The organism is Pseudomonas sp. FW507-12TSA (assembly GCF_058781435.1).
Map to the genome: position 1 here is coordinate 148,673 of NZ_JBYSWT010000003.1, position 17,088 is coordinate 165,760.

A 17,088-nucleotide genomic window follows, 5' to 3' on the forward strand; every position below is an offset into this window, starting at 1 on the left:
CATTACCTTTTGGCTAACGTATTTATGGACATCCGACACTTTCGCTATTTCCTGGCGGTGGCGCGCCAGCGCAACTTCACCCGGGCCGCCGAGCAACTGGGCATCGCGCCACCGACCCTGAGCCGGCAGATCCAGGACATGGAGCAGGCCCTGGGCACGCGGCTGTTCCTGCGCCAACAGCGCGAGGTCAGCCTGACCGAGGCCGGTGCCACCTTGCTGCTGGAGGCCGAGGCCACGGTACGCCAGTTCGAGCTGGCCCAGCGCAACGCCCAGCGCGCCGGCCGCGGCGAGATCGGCCATATCGAGCTGGGCTATGTGGCCTCGGCGGTGTATTCGGGGGTGCTGCAAAAGCAGGTGCAGGAGTTCGTCCGCGACTGCCCGGATGTCAGCCTCAATGTGCGCGAGTGCCCCATGCCCACCTTGCCGGCGCGGATCGCCGACGGTCGCCTGGACATCGGCTATATCCGTTCGCCCATGACCTTGCCGGAAGGGGTGGAGGCGATCCGCCTGGAGGCCGAGGGTTTCGTCCTGGCGTTGCCGGCGCAGTCCTGGCTGTGCCGCCTGCCGCAGATCGCCTGCGAGCACCTGCTCAATGAAACCTTCATCCTGCCGGAACAGATCAACGGCACCTTGCAGGTGGCGGCTGAGGGCGGCTACGCCCCCAAGCTCGGTGTACAGCCCGGTGGCCTGGTGGCAGTGCTGGCCCTGGTATCCCTGGGGCAGGGTGTCGCCGTGGTGCCGGAGTCGGTGGTGGGCCACCTGAGCCTGCCCCATGTCCTGTACCGACCTATCCTGGGTAGCTCGGCTTCTTCCTGGCTGTCGCTGGTCCATCGGCGTTTCGAGCAGGCCCCGGCGGTGACTCGCTACATCGAGCAAGTGCGCCGCGAATACCGCCGCTGACCGCCACTTCGGCAATCGCTCTGTCCCGGTAAATCCTCGTGTAGCCGCTGCCGAGCTTGCGAGGCTCTACACGGGCGCGTAGCGGCCACAGCGTTGTATCAGGCCAATTGCGGACCCCATTCAGGCGGCTCGTACCGAGCCGTGCGCAGCCTGGGGCAGTGGCTACACCAAGCGCGCTGGGAGGCGGATAAAATCTTGTAATGATTTGCCGCTGGGGCTGCGAGGCCCATGCCTTGTAATCTCCAAATCCGTTTTTTCACTCAGGACATGCATGAACACGCTCTCGGAGCCTCCCAATCGGCGCTCTCATCTCGCTTTCCCCCCTGACTTCCCACGTCATCCCGCCCTCCTGAGGCGCAGGCGTTCAGGCCGCCACAGCAGTGGCCGTGCTTATCCGGCATCCGCCGTTCCCCATCTTTGCCAGCCCGTCCCCAAGGCCCTGCGCCTTGGCGTCTTGTCGCGCCTGGCCGCCTGAGTTTTCCGGAGACCTACGTTATGGAATGGATCGCAGACCCCACGGCCTGGCTTGGCCTCTTGACCCTGATCGTCCTGGAGCTGGTGCTGGGCATCGACAACCTGGTGTTCATCGCCATCCTCGCCGACAAGCTGCCGCCCCATCAGCGCGATCGGGCGCGGATCATCGGCCTGTCGTTGGCGCTGCTGATGCGCCTGGGCCTGTTGGCGAGCATCTCCTGGATGGTGACCCTGACCCAGCCGTTGTTCGAGGTATGGGACAAGAGCTTCTCGGGCCGTGACCTGATCTTGCTGTTCGGTGGTGTGTTCCTGTTGTTCAAGGCCACCATGGAATTGCACGAGCGCCTTGAGGGCCATGTCAGCCAGCGAGCCAGCAACGCCGGTTATGCGCTGTTCTGGCCCATCGTGGCGCAGATCGTGGTGCTCGATGCGGTGTTCTCCCTGGACGCGGTGATCACCGCCGTGGGCATGGTCGATGAGCTGGCGGTGATGATGATCGCGGTGGTGGTGTCCATCGGCGTGATGATCGTAGCCAGCAAGCCGCTGACCCGCTTCGTCAACAGCCACCCGACGGTGATCATGCTGTGCCTGGGCTTCTTGATGATGATCGGCTTCAGCCTGACCGCCGAAGGCCTGGGCTTCCACATTCCCAAGGGCTACCTGTACGCGGCCATCGGTTTCTCGATCCTGATCGAACTGTTCAACCAGATCGCCCGGGCCCGGCGCAAGAAGTCCATGCAGGGCCTGCGGCCGATGCGCGAGCGTACGGCCCACGCGGTGATGCGCCTGCTGGGCGGGCGCAAGCTGGCAGCGGAGGAGGTGGGCGAGGATATCGCCGACCTGGTGGAAGGCGACGAGACGGCGCCCAACGAGCTGTTCGACCGCCGCGAGCGGGTGATGATCAGCGGCGTGCTGCAACTGGCCGAACGCCCGATCCGCAGCCTGATGACGGTACGTGCCGACGTCGACTACATCGACCTGGCCGACGATGCCGAAAGCATCCGCGAGAAACTGATGCATTCGTCCTACTCACGCCTGCCGCTGATTCGCGACGGTGCGGTGGAGGAGCCCCTGGGCTTCGTGCACAAGAAGGAACTGCTCAAGGAGTACCTGGCCGGCAACCAGCCGAACCTTGCGCACCTGGCGCGGACCACGATCAACCTGCTGGACAGCTTCACGATCCTCAATGCCCTGGAGCAGATGCGCAAGGCCTCGACCCACATCGCCTTCGTGATCAACGAATTCGGCGATTTCGTCGGCGTCCTGAGCATGACCGACATCCTCGAGTCCATCGCCGGCGAGTTGCCTGACGCCAGCGAAATCGAAGGTCCGGACATCGTCGAGGAGCAGGGCGGGTTCCTGGTCAGCGGTGCCTTGAACCTGGCGCAGATCCGCCAGCGCACCGGCTTCGCCGCCGAGCCGACCGAGGACTACCAGACCCTGGCCGGGCTGGTCATGAGCCTGCTGGACCGCTTGCCGGTCAAGGGCGATTGCCTGGAGTGGCAAGGCTGGAGCCTCCAGGTGATGACGGTCGAGGAACGGCGGGTGACCCGGGTCTTGCTGCTGGCTGGGGAACGGGCTGACGATAGCGACTCCGAGGCTTGAGCCGGGCAAGCTGCCGCCGCTGCCCGCCAATGCAGATCGGTGCCTGGCCAAGACTCACAAGTCGTCGTGAAGGGTATAGCGGTCCTTGCCGCTGTGCTTGGACTGGTACAGGGCCTGGTCGGCCTTGACCAGCACCTGGTTCAGGCTGTCGTCGTCCTCGACCCGGGCCAGGCCGATGCTGATGGTCACTGGCGGCCCCGCCGACTGCTCGCGCACCTGCTGGCACAAGCGTGCGGCCAGCAGTTCCACGGCTTCGCGCCGTACCCCCGGCAGGTAGACGGCGAACTCCTCGCCGCCCAGGCGCGCATAGTCGAAATCCACCATCACCGACTGGATATCGGCGGCGACACGCTTGAGTACCTCGTCGCCGCTGTCATGCCCGTAGCGGTCGTTGATCTTCTTGAAATTGTCGATGTCGATCATCGCCAGGTAATGCTCGGGTTCCCGGGGCCGGACCTTGAGGCGCTGGTCGGCGCGAGCCATGAACGAGCGGCGGTTGGGAATCTCGGTCAGGGCGTCGACATAGGCCTGCTCCAGCAAGCGCTTGGCCATGATGTAGTTGTACAGCCGGGCCTGGCGCAAGGTGATGAAGCTGTACAGGGTCAGTGCGGTGAGGAACAGCGAGTAGGCCAGGACGATCAGGCCCTTGAGTTCGGTGATCGAGGTGCGGGTCATCCAGTAAGGGTTGAGCACGCTCCAGGTGATCAGCACCGCGACGAAGAACGACCAGCGCCGCAACGGCATCACCGAGGCGCTGTAGAGAATGCTCGAGGCGCCGAGGATCAGCCAGACCGGGTGCAGCTCCATGGGCAGGCCCTCGATCACCAGGCGCACCGCCAGGGCGATGACCAGCACGAACAGCAGGTTGACCCATTGGAAGTGCCGGGCTTTGTGGGTGAAGCCCAGGATGATGGTGTCGATCACCAGCAATGTCAGGAATACCAGCGAAAGGAAGGTGAAGCCCTGCTGGCCGGGAAAGCTGACGATCAGGTCGAAGATCAGCCAGATGCTCAGGCTGGCGATGTAGGTCAGGATGCAGAAGCTGTGCAGGCGTTCGAAGTCGTACTGGGCGAATTCGTTCTTCAAGGCCGCCGGGGCGGCCTGGCTGAGTACCTGTTCTTCAATGGTCCTGAACATCGCCGGCCCTTGAGTGAGCTAAGGAGTGCGCAAGGCCTGGCCCCAGGGGCGGTAGCGCAGGGAGAACACCGCGCTGGCATGGCAGCCGGCCGGTCGCGCATCGGGAGTCGCAGGTTCCGCGCGAAACGGCTGGCCTTCGCCGCTGGTCTGGCGGAAGGCCTCGCGGACGATGCCGACCCCACAGGGCAGGGCGCTGGCATAGCTGTCGCGCACCATGGGGGCCAGGCGTGCGGTGCCGGCGCCATCTTGCCACCAGACCTGCAGGCCGGCGCTGGCCAGTTCGCCGAGCCAGGCGCCATTCACCTGCGGTGCCAGGTGTCCGGCGCTGAAGGCGCTCAGGTGCAGTGGCGCGTCGAGCTGGCGGGCGAAGTCCTTGAGCTGGCGTTGCAGGGTGATCCGCCGCTGGGCATCGAGAAAATGCAGGTCATCCAGTTCCATGGGCAGGTACCAGCCGCTGACCGGCAGTTGCCAGTCCTCGCGCAGCTTGCGCTGGCGCGCCAGGGAAGTGCCTAGTTGGGCCTGCCAGTAGGTTTCCAGGCCGGCGCTGTCCAGTTGCTGGATGCGCTGGTAGTAGGCTGGGTCCATGTACAGCCCCAGCACCAGTTGCAGGCCCTGCTCGCGGGCCTGGCGCAGGCTGTCGGCGAGCCAGCCATGGGCGTCGCCGAAGTGCGAGTCGCCGTAGGCGGTCCATTGCACGATCAGGGTCTTTACGCCGTTGCGGGCGCTGTCCTGCCAGATCTTGCGCCATTGTTCGCGGCCCAGGGCCGCATCGCTGTTCAAGGGCTGGTAGAACAGCCGTTCCTCGCCCTGGGCGTGCAGGCCCAGGCCCAGCCACAGCAGGGTGATGTACATCAGTCGTTTCATCAGAAATTCAGCTCCACGCCCACCAGGATGCCATTGCCGCCTTCATACAGATTGCCGCCGAGGGATTGCTGGTACTCGGTGCGCACGGTCAGGCGCGAGCGGTAGGCGTTGTATTGGTCGTCGTCGAACCAGTATTGCCAGCGCAGGCCGAGCCCGGTGCGCAGGTCCTGGCGCCAGTCGTTGCTCGGATCCTGGGCGGCGAACTCGAGAAAACCGTAGGGCATGATGGTCTGCGGGCTGCCCACCGGCAGCTTCCAGGCATGGCCCTGCTGGTAGCGCGACAGCCATTGGTGGTCGCCGGCCTTGGTCCACCAGGCCGCATCCAGGTAGAGGAAACGTTCGTCCCAGTCGCTTTCGTCGATGCGCCAGTCGTTGCGGTAGCGGCCCTGGTCGAGGACCGAGGCGGTGGCCCGCAGCAGGTAGTCGGTACTGGTGTGGCCACGCTTGCGATGGTCGTTGAGCTGGTCCAGCAGCCGCCCGGGGTCGAGCATCTGGCCCAGGCTCAGGCCGTGGTTGTCGCGGTCGTCGAACTGGCTCTGCTTGTAGATCTCGCCATAGAAGTTGACGTTGGCGTTGCCCCAGGGCTTGTAGCGCAAGCCGACCCCGGCCGCGGCCGACTCGCCATAGGACGAGCGCCCCTGGCCACCCAGCAAGGTGCGGCCGTAGACCGACAGGCTGCTGCCGTTGCGGCTCGGTTCCTCGCCCAGGGCATGGTCCCACAGGGCCATCTGCACGTTCTGCGACTGAGGGTGGCGCCGGCTGCCCTTGACGCTGTTGTCCGGCAGCAGATTGTTGTTGGTCGATACCCCGCCTGGCGACCAGGTGCTGGCGATGGTCACGCTATCGCGCCGGGCCAGGGCCTCGTGGGCGCGGCGCTGGCGATAGCGACGCGCTTCCAGGCTGCCGTTCTCGTCGTCGCCGGCCACCGGGTTCTGCTCCAGGTCGATCACCCGGCGCAGCTCCTTACGGGCGGCGGCGCTGTCTTCGACTTCGGCGTAACGCCAGGCCAGGGTTTCGCCCAGGCGATAATCCTCGGGGAAATCACCGGTGGCCCGTTGCAGGTGGGGAATGGCCAGGCGCCGTTGCTCCGGGGTGTCGGTGGCGGCCAGGCGCATGCCGTAGTCGGCAGCAAAGCGCGGGTTGTCCGGTTGCCGGCGCACGGCCTCGGCCAGCCACTGGGTGCTTTGTTCCGGCTCGCCGGCCTTTTGCGCAGTAATCGAGGCCGCGTAGTAGTGCCCGGCGTCGGGTGACTGGGCCAGTGCCTGGCGCTGGCGTTGCAGGGCTGTCGGGTAGTCGCCGCGTTGCTCGGCGATCGCCGCGCCCAGTGCCCATTCATTGGCACCACGGCTGCTGCTTTGCTGCCAGTAGCGTTCGGCGCTGTGGTTGTCGCCGACGTTTAAGGCGCTGCGGCTGGCGGTGAGCCGGGCGTTATCGCTCAATTGCGCATCCGGGATGCTGCGCCAGGCGGCCAGGGCTGCGGCGGAGTCGCCAGCGGCCTCCAGGGCATAGGCCAGGGGCAGGCGGCTGCCACGATCGCCCAGGCGTTCGGCGGCCTGGTACCAGGCCACGGCGGCGCCGGGTTGCCCGGGCATGGCGCAGCGCCCCAGTGCGCGGTACTCGCCCGCATTCCGGGGTTGCTGGCCAATGCTCTGCCGTACCACATCGCAGCGCCCGTTTTCGGCCAGTTGGGCCAATAGCTGGCTGCGGGTGGCGGGGTCGGCCCGCTTGATCAGCCCTGTCATGCGCTGCAATTGCAGCGGGTTCAACTGCGGCGTGGCGGCATAGAGCCCGGCCAGGCGCTGCAGCAGCGGGGCGGGCAGGGCGCCCGCGTGGCGGTCGTACGCTTGCTCCAGCAGGGCCTGGGCATGGGGCTGGCGTCCAGCGGCCAGGGCCAGGTAGGTGGCCTGGTCCAGGGCAGTGAGGTTGCCGCCCTGGCGGTACTGGCGCTCCCACAACTCGGCGGCCTCGCGGTTGCGGCCCTGGGCCTGGAGCAGTTCGGCGCGCTTTTTCAGCACCGGCAGCGTCTGCGGTTGCTGGCGCAGCCATTGCAACGCCCGGGCGCCCTGGCCCTGTTCCTGCCAGACCTCGATCAGCCGCTCGCGCCGGGCCGTATCCCAGGGTTCGGGCAGGCTCTGGTTTTGCAGCAGGTCGCTGGCCTGCAGGCGCTGGGCCAGCACCAGCCAGGCTTGGGGATCATCCTGGGGCGAGCACTGGCGCAGTTGCTTGAGGGCCGCGTCCGGGTCGTGCCGCGAGAGCCATTCGACGGTCTCCAGGCAGGGGCGGCGCAGTTCGTCGCTGAGGCGGCGCACGGTGTCGCTGTCGTTCTCCTCGCGAGCCAGTTCCCAGTGCTGCAGGCGGATCGCCGGGTCGGCCTGCTCGGCCGGCGACAGGCGCAGGATCCAGCGTTGGGCCTGGTTGTTGCGGCCCAGGGCGATGGCCCGCTGGATCATCGCCCGGTGCACCTGATGCGCCGCTTGGGGGCTGGGCGCCTGCTCGAGCAGTTGTTCCAGCTTGGCTTCGTCCAGATGCTGCATGTAGGCGTTGGCCAGGCGTTGCCAGCCTTCGGCGTCCAGTTGCCTGCTGGCGGCGAGCGGTTCCAGCTGGGCGATGGTGTCGCCGGTGTTGCTCAACTGCTCGGACCAGTTGGCCCGGGCCTGGCGCAGTTCGGTGTCGTCGCCCTTGGCCGGCAGCTGCGCCAGCCAGTCGTAGGCGCGCCGGGGACCGCCGGAGGTGGCCAGGCTCAGGCTATAGGCCTGCCACAACTGGGTGCGCTGGGCCGGGGGAGCGCTGTCGAGCCAGCGCTGCACTTGCTCCGGGGCGGGCGGGTCCTGGTCGATCCAGGTCAGGTGCAGGTCCAGTAGCGCCTCGCTGTCCTGGGGGGCGTTGGCCATGGCTTGCACCGCATCCTTGTAGCGCCGCTGCTTGGCCAGGGACTGGGCCAGCAGGCCCTGGGCTTCCTGGTTCCTGGGTACGCGCTGCAGCAGGTGCCGGGTCAGGCGCTCGACTTCCTTCCAGTTGCCCTTCTGTGCTTCGCGGTAGCCACGGTCGAGGTAGGGATAGCTGCGAAAACGCTCGAACTCGGTCAGTTCCTGGGCCAGGACCGTGCCGGACAGGCCCAGCAGCAGGCTGCCCAGCAGCCATGGAGCGTGCTTGTTCATGGGGTCACCTGCGCCACGATGCTGTAGGCCGCCTGTTGTTCCTCGGCCTGGTCGGCCAGGGCCTGTTGCAGCACCTGGGCGGTGATCATGCCGCGTTCGACCAGGTGCTCGCCCAGGGAGCCGCGGTCGGCGTCGTAGTCGATCATGGCCTGGTTGAACAAGCTCGCCGGGACCAGGCCGTGTGCCTGCAGCAGGCGGCCGATCTGCACCTGGTGATGGCTGACCCGTTCGAGCAGCGCCTCGTCATCCTGGTGCCGTTCCAGGGTGGCCAGCATGCGCCGGGTTTCCTCGCCCTGGTGCTTGCCCGGGTACCAGTGGCGGATACCCAGGGTCACTCGGCCCTGGGGCGCCAGGCGGCATTTGACCGGGCGCTTGAGCTGGCGGCTGATGGCCCCCAGCGAGACTTGGCTGACCGGATCCTCGGAGGCCAGGACCAGCGTGCCATCCTCGTCCATGACCGGCAGCACGCCGTACTGCACGGCGATGCGCCGGGGCACGCTGGCGATCAGTTGGGGATCGAGCTTGAACGGGTTGAGCGGTGCCCACTCCAGCTCGAACTGCGCGGCCAGCTCCTGTACCAGCTGGATGCTGTCGATGTAGCCGCGCACCAGCAGTTCGCGCCCCAGCCGCCGGTGCAGCGGGCTGGTGAGGACGGCTTCGAGCTGTGCTTCGCTGAGCAGGCCCTTTTCCACCAGGCGATGGCCCAGGGGCGTGCGCTGGGCCTTGGCCAGGGCCGGGAATTCATGGGTGGTCTTGTCCCAGGCGACCCGTCGCGAGTCGCCCATCTGCAAGACCTGGCGCAGTGCCCGCAGGTTGGCGAAGAAATTGACGAAGTTGCTCCACATCATGCGTGGAGCCGAGAGCAGGCCCTGGCCCAGGCCATAGAAACGGGTGACGAACCAGGCCCGCTGGAACAGGCGGTTGGCCAGCATCAGGCCGTTGAGCCAGAGCAGCGCCGCCAGTAGCGGGCTGTCGGTGAGGATCGACTGGAAGTGCCAGGCGTCCGGGGACAGCACGGTGATCAGCCACATGCCCAGCAGGACCAGGAGCAGCAGGTTCACCAGGAAACTCAGCAGGTAGGCGATCAGCCCGCGGCGATCGCGCCAGAGGAAGTAGTTGAGCAGGTTCTTGCTGCTCCAGCCCAGGTTGGTGGTGCCCTGGAACACGATGCCGACGATCCAGCGCGACTTCTGCCGGACGGCGTGCTGCCAGTCCCGGGGGAAATGCTCGCGCACGCAGATCACCTGGGCGAACTGGCGGTTCATCCCCGGGGCCCACTCATAATCCAGGGCCAGCTTCGGATCGTTCACCGAGTAGCGGGCGAAGATGCACTTCATGCCCTTTTGCTTCAGGCGAAAGCCGATGTCGTAGTCCTCGGTCAGGCTCTGCACGTCGAAGGCGATGCCGTCGCCGTCTTCCAGCAGGGCGCTGATGGCCCGGCGGCTGAAGCAGGTGCCGACCCCGGCGCTGGGCACCTGGCCGGTCAGGGCCTCGCGCACGATCACGTCCTTGCCGTGGTTCTCGGCGAACTCGTCGACGTAGTGGCCGGCGGTGAAGCCCTGCCATTGCGGCGCGTAGGGATAGACCGGAATCTGGATCAGGTCCTTGTTGGGCAGCAGGTAGTTGTACAGGCGCAACTCCATCGGCGAGATCACGTCTTCGGCGTCATGCAGGATGAACCCGGCGAACTCGATCTTCGCTTCGCTCTCGAAGCGCAGGATGGCGTCGATGATGTTGTTCAGGCAGTCGGCCTTGCTGGTGGGGCCGGGGCGCGCGCAGACCACCTTGTGCACATTGGGGTAGTGCTGGCACACCGCGTCGACGTCGGCCTGGGTCTCGGCGTCGTTGGGGTAGGTGCCGACGAAGATCTGGTAGTTCTGGTAGTCGATGGTGGAGGCGGCCAGGCGCGCCATCTCGCCCACCACGCCGACCTCGTTCCAGGCCGGGACCATGATCGCCAGGGGTTTTTCCGCTGCCTCGAACAGCCGTTGCTCGTCTGCCGGCTGGAACTTCTCGTAGATGCGCCAGCGCCGGATCAGCTTGCGGGTCCAGTACACCAGGTCGATGAACAGGTCATCCAGGCCCAGCAGGAACATCAGCAGGGCCAGGGTGATGGCCAGGTACTTCAGGCCATAGAGGATGTAGATGAAAAAATCGATCAGCTCCAGGTTCATGCAGGGCCACCCGCGGCTTGAGCCTCCAGCCAGGCGCTCAAGCGGCGGGCGATGTGTTCGCTGGCGTGGCCATCGCCATAGGGGCTGTGGACCCGGCTCATGCGTGCGTACACCTGTTGATCGTCCAGCAGTTCGCTGGCGTGGCGCACGATGCGCTCACGGTCGGTGCCCACCAAAAGCACGGTGCCGCCTTCGAGCACCGCGGGGCGTTCGGTGACCTCGCGCAGCACCAGCAACGGCTTGCCGATGGCCGGGGCCTCCTCCTGGATACCGCCGGAGTCGCTGAGAATGAAGTACGAACGTCCCATCAGCCAGACAAAATGCTGATAGTCCTGGGGCGGGATCAGGTAGATGTTGGGCTTGTCCGACAGCAGGCCGTATACGGCGTTCTGCACCTGGGGATTGAGATGGACCGGGTACACGAACTGGACGTCCGGGTAGCGCTGTCCCAATTCGGCCAAAGCTTCGCAGATCTGCTGGAACCCATCGCCGAAGTTTTCCCGGCGGTGGCCGGTGATCAATACCATGCGCCGGCTGTCATCGAGGATCGCCAGCGGTGAATGGGCGCTCGGTCGCCAGTGCAGTTCTTCCTGGTGGCTGCGCATCCACAGCAGGGCGTCGATCACGGTGTTGCCGGTGATCTCGATGTTGGCTTCCGGCACGCCTTCGCGCAGCAGGTTGGCCTCGCACTTGGCGGTGGGGGCGAAATGCAGGTCGGCGATCACCCCGGTGAGGCGGCGGTTGGCCTCTTCGGGCCAGGGGGCCCTGAGGTTGCCGGTACGCAGGCCGGCCTCGACGTGGCCGATGGGGAGCTGGCGGTTGAACGCGGCCAGGGCGGCGATGAAACTGGTGGTGGTGTCGCCATGCACCAGCACCATGTCCGGGCGCAGGCGTTGGTAAGTGGCGTCGAGGTTGATCAGCAATTGCTGCGAGAGACCATTCAGGGACTGGCCCTGGGTCATGACCTGCAGGTCTTCGTCGACTTCCAGCTCGAACGAATCGAGCACCTGCTTGAGCATCTCCCGGTGCTGTCCGGTGGAGCAGATGTGCAGTTCGATTCCTGGCCATTGACGCAGGACTCGCGCCAGGGGCGCCATCTTGATTGCCTCTGGGCGTGTTCCGAAAACCATCATGACTTTGAAAGGCATTGACCCCTCCTGGGTAGTAATGCAACCGGGCCTGACCCTGAATGAAAGCAGTGGGAACCACTCTTGTCCAACCAGGGGGCGCAACCCTGGGGAGCGCTCAAGGGCGAGGTTGCAGAAGAAAAGAGGGTGTCTGGCAGTGGGACGAAATCGAAGTTCCGCCGGCCTGGGATAAATCGTTCGGAAAATGCAAAAGGATGTGTCGGCAAGTCCCCGATTCCAGGGCTGAGAGTCAATCTTCCATTACATTTCCGTCATAAAAATGACGCTGATTGCCATTTATCGGGATGGCTGAAAACGGCGATGGGTTGCGTGTCAATATGACGGCGCTCGCTGCTAGAATGCGCGCTATTGGTCGTTCGTCGAGCGGCTGCAAGTCAAGAGTCTGTTGCGTGGGGTGGTTCCGTGGGTCGTGCGTTGGCGGTGTATGTAATGGGAATGGCGTTGGTCTTGACGTGCTTCGCTTGGGCGGCGTCTTCCCTGTTCCATTGAGACGCCCTTGTGGCGTATCCAATTCTGGCGCTCGCCGATCGGTGGGCGCTTCAGTCATCCAGGGCCGATGCCCTGGTCCGTGACGGCAATCAGCAAGTGCTCCTGGCCATGATCGCCCGGGCTTGCTCCAGCATCTGTGGTACCGATACCGAACCGTCGATATGCCCCTGGGGCCGCTCGAGCCGTGCCAGCCAGGCCTGGTGTCGTGGGCGGTTGCGCCCTTCCCGGGTGCCGTTGTCGTAGGCTGCCGCCCATTCGAGGAAGGCCAGGTGCCGGGCATGCATGTCGCCGCCGGGCAAGATACGCGGGCCGAAGCGCTGGCGTTCCCGGGCACGGATGCGTTCCAGGCGCAGCGGCGTCGGCGTGTCGATGTACAGCACCCAGTCCGCCTGGGCGATGAGGGCATCGCCCCAGCCATCCATCGACCCGGATACCACCCAGGGCTCGCGCCCCAGCGCGCGGCTCAGGTTCTGCACACGTCGCTCCGGGGGCCAGGCTTGCACGAAGGGCGGGTTGCTGGGTTGCCAGTAGTGATCGTCGACATCGACATGGGGCAAGCCCAGGTGCCGGGCCAGGGCAGTACCCAGGGTGCTGACGCCGGCTCCCGAGGCGCCGATCAGGTAGATGCGTTGATTCAAGGGCTGCTCCTCCAGAGCCAGGCAAGGGGCGACAGCATGCCATCGCGCAGGCCGTTGGGCCGCTATTTGTGTCCAGGGAACGGAAAATGTTCATCTTCGCCTGCTAGAACGGGGCTTTTACTCAGCCAGGCCGCAGGCTCCGTTGGAGCGTCCGGCCGCCAGGGAGGCTCCTGTCATATGCGCGTCTTACTGTTTTTTGCTCCATTGCTGCTGTGCGCCGGTATTGCCCATGGGGAGGATGCGGCCTCTGTATTGGGGCATGGCTTCGGTTCCTTGAGCTGCATCGACCTGCAAGACCCGGACAGCAAGGCCACCTGCGGTGCTCGTGCATTGTCCAATGGCAAGGGCTGCCAGGGCTTGTCCAGCCAGGGCATGCGCGATAAGTGCCTGGATGAGGCGCTGTATCCTGCGAGCAGCTCGAATCGTAACCGGGTGACCAGGATCAAGCCTGCGGTGTCGGCGCGACGGGCATCCGAGCAGCAGGGCGCAGCGCTTCCCGCACCGCCGCTGTCGGACGCCGAGGCCCGGCACCTGGAGCAGGTGCTGGGGGTCAAGGGCAGCCGTCCCTGAGGCGGAGTCGCCGGGGCGCAACAAGCTTTTGTGTGTCTTCGCGCCAGCCTATATGCTCCCGGCCCCTGGATGATTCGACCTGCTGCGGGCCTGGGGCCTGGGCAGGCCCATGGAGCGAACCGTGCACTACCGATCTTTTGAATGCCTGCCGCGGCTTGTCGCAGGGGGCTTGCTGCTGGCTGGCCTGCTGCTTGGCGCCGGTTGCCAAGGTACCTCGGCGCCCACTCCCGAGCAGCAGGCCGCTAAACAGATGGCCGGCTTTGTTTCGGGCTTCGAGCGGGTGTTGAACCAGGGCGTGAACCGCTACAACGTCGATGACTGGGTCGGCGGCCTGGCCCTGCATGCGGTGATCGATCGTCGCAACGCGGTAGTCGGTTGTTCCGCCGAGGCATTGCCCGACTATCCCCTGCAGCGTTTCCCCGACAACCGCAGGCTTGCACCGTTGCTGGAGAGCATCTGCTGGAACATGGTATTTCCCAGGGCCGGGGCGCAGCTGTTCGCCAGTGTTCCCGGGGACAATCTGCAAGTAGTGCTGCCGGTGGTCTTCCCGCAGCCCAAGTCGCGGCCGATGGAGGAGCAGAAGATTCGCGCAACGGTCCGCGGGTACGCGCTGCAAGAGCAGTACCTCTGGCATCGGCTGTTCGCCCAGGAATCCCTGGACAGCATCGGTACCGCCCGTATTCGCGCCCGAGCCAATGAGCAGGGGCAAGTGGTCGATTGCCAGGTCGAGCTGGTGGCCATTGATGGGCGAGAGGAAGATTTCAGGCAGGACCCTGGCCTGCGACAACGCCTGGAGGCGCGCTGCATGACCCTGGACCCGCAGCGAATGTCGGTTTTCCTGGTATTGCGGCCCACGCAGGAGCAGTTTCGGGTGGAGTTGGAATACTCCCCATGGAAGGTTGACTCGTATCGACCAGGCCAGGGGCAAGACTCCGGAGCGGCGCCGCTGCCGTAACCGCCCGGGAGGGTAGCGCAGCAGCGATGCCCTCGATCTTTTGTGCAACCCACATCGAGGTTAACCCCTGTGAGCAAACTGGCCTGCCGCTGCGGACATGTCATCGTCGACCAAACTGACGACCTGCCTTACAAGGCGGCGATCTTGCCCAATGGGCAGGAGCAGGAGTTCTTCACCGGGGCGGCGCAGTTGGCCAACGACCTGCTGGTCGCCGCCAGCGCCGGCAAGGTCGACGAACTGCTGGACCGGGAGTACGCCAAGGGCCCTTGGCGGCCCCGGCCCACCGAGTATTTCGAGGATCGCTTGTCCAGCGTCTACCTGGCCTGTACTTCCACGGCCTACGAGTGCAGCCGCTGCGGGCGGTTGTGGTTGCAAAAGCCCGGCCTCGAGGACTTTGTCTCCTTCGCGCCTGACAGCGGGCACTACGAAGCGGTGCTGGCGGTGGATAACCCGCTGGCCGACTAGCCTTGCCGGCGGTGTTGCGCAGCGTGCAGGGCGATGTAGTCCTGCAGGTTCTGATCGTCGATACCCAAGGTACGCAGGATCTGTTCCATGAAGCTCACCGGGGCGCTGCCCGGCGCGGTGATCACGCGCTGGTCGGCCACGGCGTGGGCTACATCCTGGTAATGCGCGGCGCCGTCGTAGTTCACCGAGAGCAGGTTGGCCGCCGAATTCGAGGTGTGCTGCAGGCGATCGAGAACCCCGGCCTGGGCCAGGACCCGGGTGCCGTCGCAGATTCCTGCGAGCACGATGCCGCGTGCCTGGGCGTCGCGCAGCAGGGCGCCGATCTCCAGGGGCTGGCCGCTCTGCCAGAAGGCTCCGCCGCAGATCATCAAGAGGTCGAGTTGCTCCAGGTCGATGTCCTCCAGTGCCAGGTCGGGCGTCACTCGCAAGCCGCCCATGGATGTGACGAGCGTGCCGCCGGGGCTGGCGTAGCGGCAGTCGAAACCGTAGTAGGCCCGGGCAGTGGCGTTGATCAGGGAGGTTTCCCAGTCGGCGAAGTCTTCGGTGAGCAGGGTGATGGCGCGGGGCATGGGCAATCCTTGCGATAGGCAATGGCGACAGGGGGGCATCGGTTTAGCTTGCTACATATTACATCGTGGCCGCGGTGCCCTGCCGGTTCTGCTGTCTCGTTTTCATGACGCTTGAAGAGGCGATCTTCAAGGGAGTCTCCAGTGCGGCCGATGTAGGCGCGGCCTGGCAGAAAGAGGCCAGCGACGAGGTCGGCAAAGCTTGTTCGATGGAGGAGCACCAAGGTGCCCCAGGATGTGATCGACGACTGCGCCGATTGGCCTCAGAACCATCGGCGCGGGGCCTGAACGCCATCCAGGCCAAACGGTGGCAGGTCGGCCTGGAGGGCGAGCTACAAAAAAGTGGCTGGCGGGTATTTACATGAAGCCTCGGGCTCATCACCATATGCGCCGTCTAAGTTTCGCTGCTGACCAGACAATTCCAGCCACCAAAAGGGTGGTTGTTTTGTTGCGTCCAAGAAAAGCAGTCGAATATGACCCAAGTACCGTTCAAGAGAATTCAGCACAAGCTCGCCCGTTCCGGGGTGGCCATCGAACGCCTGAATTCCAATTCCCTTTCCATCTCCTCGATCAATGACGCCGGGCTCAAGGCTGATTTGCTGCTGCCCGAAGGTTTTGCCATCGAAGAGAAGGCCATCACCCAGCTCATGGATTTCGCTCGCGTCGCCCACCCCCATGGCGGCGAGGTGAAGTGCGCTTGCGCCACGCCGGACTTCCACACCGGCAGCTCGATTCCGGTGGGCAGCGTGATCGTCACCAGCCACGACCTGGTGGTGCCCCAGGCCATCGGCACCGATATCAATTGCGGCATGCGCCTGCACAAGCTGGGCCTGGACTATGAGCAGTTCATGGCGCAGAAGGCCAAGTGGACCGCCCTGGTGCGTGGCGACCTGCTGGAAGGTACGCGCAACATTCCCACCAGCCCGCAAGCCATGAGCGCGTTGTTCGAGGCGGGCCTGGGAGACTTCTGGGCCCAGGTCCGGCAGCAGGCTCCGGTGGGTTTGTTCGCCGGAGCGGATTTCGCCCAGTTGCAGCGTGAGCTGGCCGGCCTGCATGGCTCGTCCTTTGCCCGTGGTCGCGCCGCCTATGGCCCGGAGGCCTTGCAGGACCGGTCGCGGCAGGTTCTTCGTGATCCGGGCCTGGGCTCCCTGGGCGGCGGCAATCACTTCGTCGAGATCCAGGTGGTTACCGAGCTGGTGGATCGCCAGGCCTGCTTTACCCACGGCCTGGCGGTGGGGCAGGTGGTGATGATGATCCACACCGGCTCGCGGGATGTCGGGTTCTATGTCGGGCGGCGCTGGATGGACAAGGCCAAGGCCTTGTGGCCGGCGGGCCTGAAGCATCCGCAATCGAAGATCTTCGCCCTGTTCGGCGAGATGGCCGACGAGTACCTGCTAGCGATGCACAGCGCCGCGCACTATGCCGATGCCAACCGCGCGCTGATCGCCGAGATGGTGCGCCAGCGCACCCGGCAGGTGTTCGGCGCGGGGATCGAGGCACCGCTGATCGTCGATGTGCCGCACAACATCGTGTTGCGCGAGGAGGTGGGCAACGTGCACCGCAAGGGCGCGACCCCGGCCTATGCCGGGCAGCCGTTGCTGATTCCCGGGAGCATGGGCCACGATTCCTACCTGTTGACCGGCCTGGGCAACGAACGCTGGATGCGTTCGGCCAGCCACGGCGCCGGGCGTTCGATGTCGCGCGGCGACGTGATCGTGCGGGCCAAGCGGGACAAGGCGTTCCTGGGGTTACAGGGGGTGGAGTGCATCACCACCAAGGAGGAGCGGATGATCGAGGAGGCGCCGGGGGCGTACAAGGAGATCGGGCAGGTGATTCGTTCCCAGGTGGAGGAGCAGACGGTGTCGGTGATTGCGCGGTTTTCGCCGGTGTTGACCTTCAAGGCGTAAGAGCGATGGGCTCGCGGGGCACAATGGCTTGCGGATTT

General features: G+C 65.4%; 14 protein-coding genes. 7 read left to right on the forward strand and 7 right to left on the reverse strand.

What is annotated here, in order from left to right:
- Nucleotides 1-24: 24 nt before the first annotated feature.
- Nucleotides 25-900, forward strand: coding sequence for a LysR family transcriptional regulator (locus AC3WK8_RS04335; protein ID WP_022644397.1), 876 nt, complete (start codon nucleotides 25-27; stop codon nucleotides 898-900).
- A 495-nt stretch (nucleotides 901-1,395) separates the two neighbouring features.
- Entirely contained in the window at nucleotides 1,396-2,979 is a 1,584-nt protein-coding gene (locus tag AC3WK8_RS04340) for a TerC family protein (RefSeq protein WP_103324506.1), read from the forward strand.
- A 54-nt stretch (nucleotides 2,980-3,033) separates the two neighbouring features.
- Here AC3WK8_RS04340 and AC3WK8_RS04345 read toward each other — a convergent pair whose 3' ends face one another.
- From AC3WK8_RS04345 to AC3WK8_RS04370, 6 genes are all read right to left on the reverse strand, one after another.
- Nucleotides 3,034-4,116: a GGDEF domain-containing protein gene (locus AC3WK8_RS04345; protein WP_103324507.1), complete on the reverse strand. Its 1,083-nt coding sequence runs from the start codon at nucleotides 4,114-4,116 to the stop codon at nucleotides 3,034-3,036.
- Between the two features lie 18 nt (nucleotides 4,117-4,134).
- Entirely contained in the window at nucleotides 4,135-4,980 is an 846-nt protein-coding gene (locus AC3WK8_RS04350) for a DUF4434 family protein (RefSeq protein WP_103324508.1), read from the reverse strand.
- Nucleotides 4,980-8,138 carry an NfrA family protein gene (locus AC3WK8_RS04355; RefSeq protein ID WP_103324509.1) on the reverse strand — a complete coding sequence of 1,053 codons (3,159 nt, stop codon included), beginning with the start codon at nucleotides 8,136-8,138 and terminating at the stop codon, nucleotides 4,980-4,982. Before AC3WK8_RS04355 ends, AC3WK8_RS04350 begins: the two co-directional genes overlap by 1 nt.
- Nucleotides 8,135-10,312, reverse strand: coding sequence for a cyclic di-3',5'-guanylate-activated glycosyltransferase NfrB (gene nfrB, locus AC3WK8_RS04360; protein WP_103324510.1), 2,178 nt, complete (start codon nucleotides 10,310-10,312; stop codon nucleotides 8,135-8,137). The genes AC3WK8_RS04355 and nfrB overlap by 4 nt, the downstream gene beginning before the upstream one ends.
- Nucleotides 10,309-11,460: a non-hydrolyzing UDP-N-acetylglucosamine 2-epimerase gene (gene wecB, locus AC3WK8_RS04365; RefSeq protein WP_103324511.1), complete on the reverse strand. Its 1,152-nt coding sequence runs from the start codon at nucleotides 11,458-11,460 to the stop codon at nucleotides 10,309-10,311. The genes nfrB and wecB overlap by 4 nt, the downstream gene beginning before the upstream one ends.
- Nucleotides 11,461-12,038: 578 nt before the next feature.
- Nucleotides 12,039-12,587, reverse strand: a complete 549-nt coding sequence (locus AC3WK8_RS04370) for a P-loop NTPase family protein (RefSeq protein ID WP_103324512.1) — start codon at nucleotides 12,585-12,587, stop codon at nucleotides 12,039-12,041.
- Nucleotides 12,588-12,764: 177 nt separating this feature from the next.
- Here AC3WK8_RS04370 and AC3WK8_RS04375 point away from each other — a divergent pair, with 177 nt between their 5' ends.
- The 3 genes from AC3WK8_RS04375 to AC3WK8_RS04385 all read left to right on the forward strand — a co-directional run bounded on the left by AC3WK8_RS04375 (nucleotide 12,765) and on the right by AC3WK8_RS04385 (nucleotide 14,577).
- A complete protein-coding gene (locus AC3WK8_RS04375; RefSeq protein ID WP_103324513.1) occupies nucleotides 12,765-13,157 on the forward strand; it encodes a hypothetical protein in 393 nt (130 codons plus the stop codon).
- 121 nt (nucleotides 13,158-13,278) lie between these two features.
- Nucleotides 13,279-14,112, forward strand: coding sequence for a hypothetical protein (locus tag AC3WK8_RS04380; protein ID WP_146043249.1), 834 nt, complete (start codon nucleotides 13,279-13,281; stop codon nucleotides 14,110-14,112).
- A 69-nt stretch (nucleotides 14,113-14,181) separates the two neighbouring features.
- Complete coding sequence (locus tag AC3WK8_RS04385) at nucleotides 14,182-14,577, forward strand: DUF8617 domain-containing protein (RefSeq protein ID WP_103324515.1); 396 nt, start codon at nucleotides 14,182-14,184, stop codon at nucleotides 14,575-14,577.
- Here the strand turns inward: AC3WK8_RS04385 and AC3WK8_RS04390 are convergent.
- Nucleotides 14,574-15,146 carry a type 1 glutamine amidotransferase family protein gene (locus AC3WK8_RS04390; protein WP_103324516.1) on the reverse strand — a complete coding sequence of 191 codons (573 nt, stop codon included), beginning with the start codon at nucleotides 15,144-15,146 and terminating at the stop codon, nucleotides 14,574-14,576. The two genes, AC3WK8_RS04385 and AC3WK8_RS04390, sit on opposite strands and share 4 nt — an antisense overlap.
- 104 nt (nucleotides 15,147-15,250) lie before the next feature.
- Here AC3WK8_RS04390 and AC3WK8_RS04395 point away from each other — a divergent pair, with 104 nt between their 5' ends.
- Together AC3WK8_RS04395 and AC3WK8_RS04400 are read left to right on the forward strand one after the other, a co-directional pair.
- Nucleotides 15,251-15,508 carry a hypothetical protein gene (locus AC3WK8_RS04395; RefSeq protein WP_146043250.1) on the forward strand — a complete coding sequence of 86 codons (258 nt, stop codon included), beginning with the start codon at nucleotides 15,251-15,253 and terminating at the stop codon, nucleotides 15,506-15,508.
- A gap of 108 nt (nucleotides 15,509-15,616) precedes the next feature.
- Entirely contained in the window at nucleotides 15,617-17,050 is a 1,434-nt protein-coding gene (locus AC3WK8_RS04400; protein WP_103324517.1) for an RtcB family protein, read from the forward strand.
- Nucleotides 17,051-17,088 lie beyond the last annotated feature (38 nt).

Coding starts and splice junctions, on each gene's coding strand:
- wecB (WP_103324511.1), bottom strand. CDS start 11,460: ATGCCTTTCAAAGTCATGATGGTTTTCGGAACACGCCCAGAGGCAATC.
- AC3WK8_RS04350 (WP_103324508.1), bottom strand. CDS start 4,980: ATGAAACGACTGATGTACATCACCCTGCTGTGGCTGGGCCTGGGCCTG.
- AC3WK8_RS04395 (WP_146043250.1), top strand. CDS start 15,251: ATGACGCTTGAAGAGGCGATCTTCAAGGGAGTCTCCAGTGCGGCCGAT.
- AC3WK8_RS04390 (WP_103324516.1), bottom strand. CDS start 15,146: ATGCCCCGCGCCATCACCCTGCTCACCGAAGACTTCGCCGACTGGGAA.
- AC3WK8_RS04335 (WP_022644397.1), top strand. CDS start 25: ATGGACATCCGACACTTTCGCTATTTCCTGGCGGTGGCGCGCCAGCGC.
- nfrB (WP_103324510.1), bottom strand. CDS start 10,312: ATGAACCTGGAGCTGATCGATTTTTTCATCTACATCCTCTATGGCCTG.
- AC3WK8_RS04400 (WP_103324517.1), top strand. CDS start 15,617: ATGACCCAAGTACCGTTCAAGAGAATTCAGCACAAGCTCGCCCGTTCC.
- AC3WK8_RS04340 (WP_103324506.1), top strand. CDS start 1,396: ATGGAATGGATCGCAGACCCCACGGCCTGGCTTGGCCTCTTGACCCTG.
- AC3WK8_RS04345 (WP_103324507.1), bottom strand. CDS start 4,116: ATGTTCAGGACCATTGAAGAACAGGTACTCAGCCAGGCCGCCCCGGCG.
- AC3WK8_RS04375 (WP_103324513.1), top strand. CDS start 12,765: ATGCGCGTCTTACTGTTTTTTGCTCCATTGCTGCTGTGCGCCGGTATT.
- AC3WK8_RS04355 (WP_103324509.1), bottom strand. CDS start 8,138: ATGAACAAGCACGCTCCATGGCTGCTGGGCAGCCTGCTGCTGGGCCTG.